4 protein-coding genes are annotated in these 2,820 nt (G+C 64.2%); 3 read left to right on the top strand and 1 reads right to left on the bottom strand.

The genetic code is table 11. The annotated features are described in order from the left end of the window. The 3 genes from M3498_11250 to M3498_11240 all read left to right on the top strand — a co-directional run. On the top strand, positions 1 to 243 hold a 243-nt coding region (locus M3498_11250), incomplete at its 5' end, for an ABC transporter substrate-binding protein (protein ID MDQ3459860.1). A gap of 32 nt (positions 244 to 275) precedes the next feature. Further along, on the top strand, positions 276 to 1,238 hold the full coding sequence (locus tag M3498_11245) for an ABC transporter permease (GenBank protein ID MDQ3459859.1): 963 nt from the start codon (positions 276 to 278) through the stop codon (positions 1,236 to 1,238). Next, a complete protein-coding gene (locus tag M3498_11240; protein MDQ3459858.1) occupies positions 1,231 to 2,118 on the top strand; it encodes an ABC transporter permease in 888 nt (295 codons plus the stop codon). Before M3498_11245 ends, M3498_11240 begins: the two co-directional genes overlap by 8 nt. A gap of 66 nt (positions 2,119 to 2,184) precedes the next feature. On the opposite strand, the gene M3498_11235 is transcribed toward M3498_11240, so the two are convergent. Next, a complete protein-coding gene (locus tag M3498_11235) occupies positions 2,185 to 2,418 on the bottom strand; it encodes a hypothetical protein (protein MDQ3459857.1) in 234 nt (77 codons plus the stop codon). Positions 2,419 to 2,820: the final 402 nt, after the last annotated feature.

Below are 2,820 nucleotides of genomic sequence, written 5' to 3'. Positions count from 1 at the left end.
AACGCTGCCGCCTACAGAAATCCGGTCGTCGATGAGCTCTTTGCGCGCGGCGCGCGCGAAGCGGACCAGGCGGTCCGGGGCGAGATCTACGCCGAGATTCAGCGCGTCTTGGTCGAGGAACTCCCTTACTGGTGGCTGGTCGAGACGGACTTCACGGCGGCGTCCGGCGCGAGCGTCCACGGCCTGGCGCCCTGGTCCGGCCAATTTGCCGAAGCGGCCTGGTTTGAAGAGGGCGGGAATTGAACCGGTAGGGGCGCGGCGCCCCTACGCCGTTTATGTTCATCTACCTCATCCGCCGCGTCCTGCAAGCGGTTCCCCTTATCCTGGGGGCGACGATCGTCACCTTTGTCCTCATTCACGTCGCCCCCGGCGATCCCATCCTGGCCTTAGCCGGCGAGGACGGCGACGCGGGCTACTACGCCATGATGCGGGAGCGTTTTGGTTTAGACAGGCCCCTCTGGGAGCAACTCGTCATCTATCTGCGCGGGGTTGTGAGCGGCGACCTCGGCTTTTCCTACCGCCACAACCAGCCTGCCCTCGCGGTCATCCTCTCACGCCTGCCCGCGACCTTGCTCCTCATGGCGCCGGCGCTGCTCTTGGCTATCGTCTGCGGCATCACCCTGGGTGTCCTGGCGGCGAACCGCGCCCACTCGCTGACCGACGCGAGCGTCACCATCCTGTCGCTCCTCGGTCAGGCCGTGCCGGTCTTCTGGCTGGCGCAGCTTTTGCTCCTCGTCTTCGCCTTTCAGCTCGAGCTCTTCCCGGTCCAGGGGATGACGTCGGCACGCCACCGCTTTGAAGGGCTCCGCTACGCGCTGGACGTAGCGCACCACATGGCGCTGCCGGTCGCCGCCCTCACCGTGCAGTACCTGGCGCCCATCGCCCGGGTGACGCGCGCGAGCTTGGTGGAGGTTCTCGGCCACGACTTTATCCAGACCGGGCTCTCGAAGGGGCTGTCCAGGCGCCAGGTGCTGGTCAGGCACGCGCTGCCCAACGCCCTCTTGCCGGTCGTCACCATCATCGGCGGTCAGGTCGGCTTCATGCTTACCGGCGCGGTGCTGACCGAAACGGTCTTCGCCTGGCCGGGGCTGGGCAGGCTGCTGCTGAGCGCCATGCTGAACCGCGATCTCGCCATCATCACCGCGATGTTTTTGCTCTTGTCGGTCGCGGTCATCGTGTCCACCTTGATAGTGGATATCCTCTACGCCGTGCTCGACCCCCGGATTCGCTATGAGTAGCGAGCAAGCCGGCCCACGCGCCGCTCGAGCGCCCCGCGGTCGCTCCTGGCGCAGATTCGCCCGGAATCCGGCGGCGCTGCTGGGCCTTGGCCTGACGCTCTCCTTTCTGCTGGCGGCGCTGCTGGCGAATCAACTCGCCCCCGCCAACCCTTTCAGATCGGTCGGCGCGCCCCTCCAGCCGCCCTCGAGCGAGTTCTGGCTGGGCACCGACGACCTGGGGCGGGACATCTTCAGCGGCGTGGTCCACGGGGCGCGGACCTCGCTCTTGGTCGGCTTCACCGTGGCCGGTGCCTCGCTCCTCATCGGGGTGCTCGTGGGCGGGCTGGCCGGGTTTTTCGGCGGCTGGATAGATGACATGCTCATGCGCTTCACGGAGCTGGTGCTGGTGATGCCCCGTTTCTTTCTGGCGCTCGTGGTGGTGGCGCTCTTCGGGGCCAGCCTGAGAAACCTCATCTTGGTGCTGGCGCTGACGAGTTGGGAGTTTACCGCCAGGCTGACTCGAGCCGGGGTCTTGAGCACCCGAGCGCTCGATTACGTCATGGCCGCCCGCGCCGTCGGCCGGTCGGAATGGTCCAACCTCCTTAAGCACGTGCTGCCCAACGTCATGGCGCCCGTCATCGCCTATGTCTCCCTCCTCATGGGCAGCGCCATCTTGATCGAGGCAGGTTTGAGCTTTATCGGCTTGGGCGATCCGAATGTGATCAGCTGGGGCTACATGCTCAACAACGCTCAGGCGTTTATGCGCCGCGCCCCGTGGATGTCGGTCTTTCCAGGTCTGGCTATCGCCCTGACCGTCTTAGGCATCAATCTGCTGGGCGACGGTCTCAACGCCTACTGGAATCCGCGGGCACGCAGCGGTCTCGGCAGAGGAAGGCTTTGAGAAACCCCTTCTGATAGATAGGTGACGCTGTTTTTTCGGCTGCTCATGCTCATCCCACCTGCCTTGCTACCGCTGTAGGGGTAGCGACGCCCACCGTTTTGGCGGGGAGCGGTTCGCGCTTGAAGAAACTCGTGAGGTCGCTGAAATGTCCGCCTCGAGCAGCACCGAGTACGTCACCACCAGCGTGGTCCGCGCCGCCTTGAGCTGTGCCAGCTCGACTTTCGCGCGTTCGTGCAGGCTGTCGCGTGCCAGCGCGTAGGCGTAGAGCGGGCCGGTATCGGCTAAGACTCTGCCCTGCATTTAGTCGTGGGAAGTTTCTTTGTCGCTTGTATCCGCGCTGTTTGCCTCTGCGCCCCGTGCATCCCTCTCACCTAGGCGCGTGGCCCTGCCGACCTTCTTTTCGTAGATGAACTGAGCTGAGTACCTGTCATGATTCACGCTCACGTCATTTTCGACATCGGCATGAGAGATGGGCAGCTCGAGCGGGGAGGTCGCGGGGGTAGCCTCGAGCCCCGCCCACTTCTGATTATTCCAGGTACTCGTCTAAGGCAACCTGCACGACCGTGCTGAGGCTCGGTGGGGTACGTTGCCCTTTCAGGTAAGCGTTGAGCTTTTGCTCGAGCTCATCAGGGAAGGTGATGGTGGCGCGTTTCATGGCTTAGCCTATCCCTATGTTTGCACCAGCTGGTGAGAATGGTGCTT

This window comes from Deinococcota bacterium (assembly GCA_030858465.1).
Classification (GTDB): domain Bacteria; phylum Deinococcota; class Deinococci; order Deinococcales; family Trueperaceae; genus JALZLY01.
This window is presented reverse-complemented; position numbering and strand designations above follow the sequence as displayed.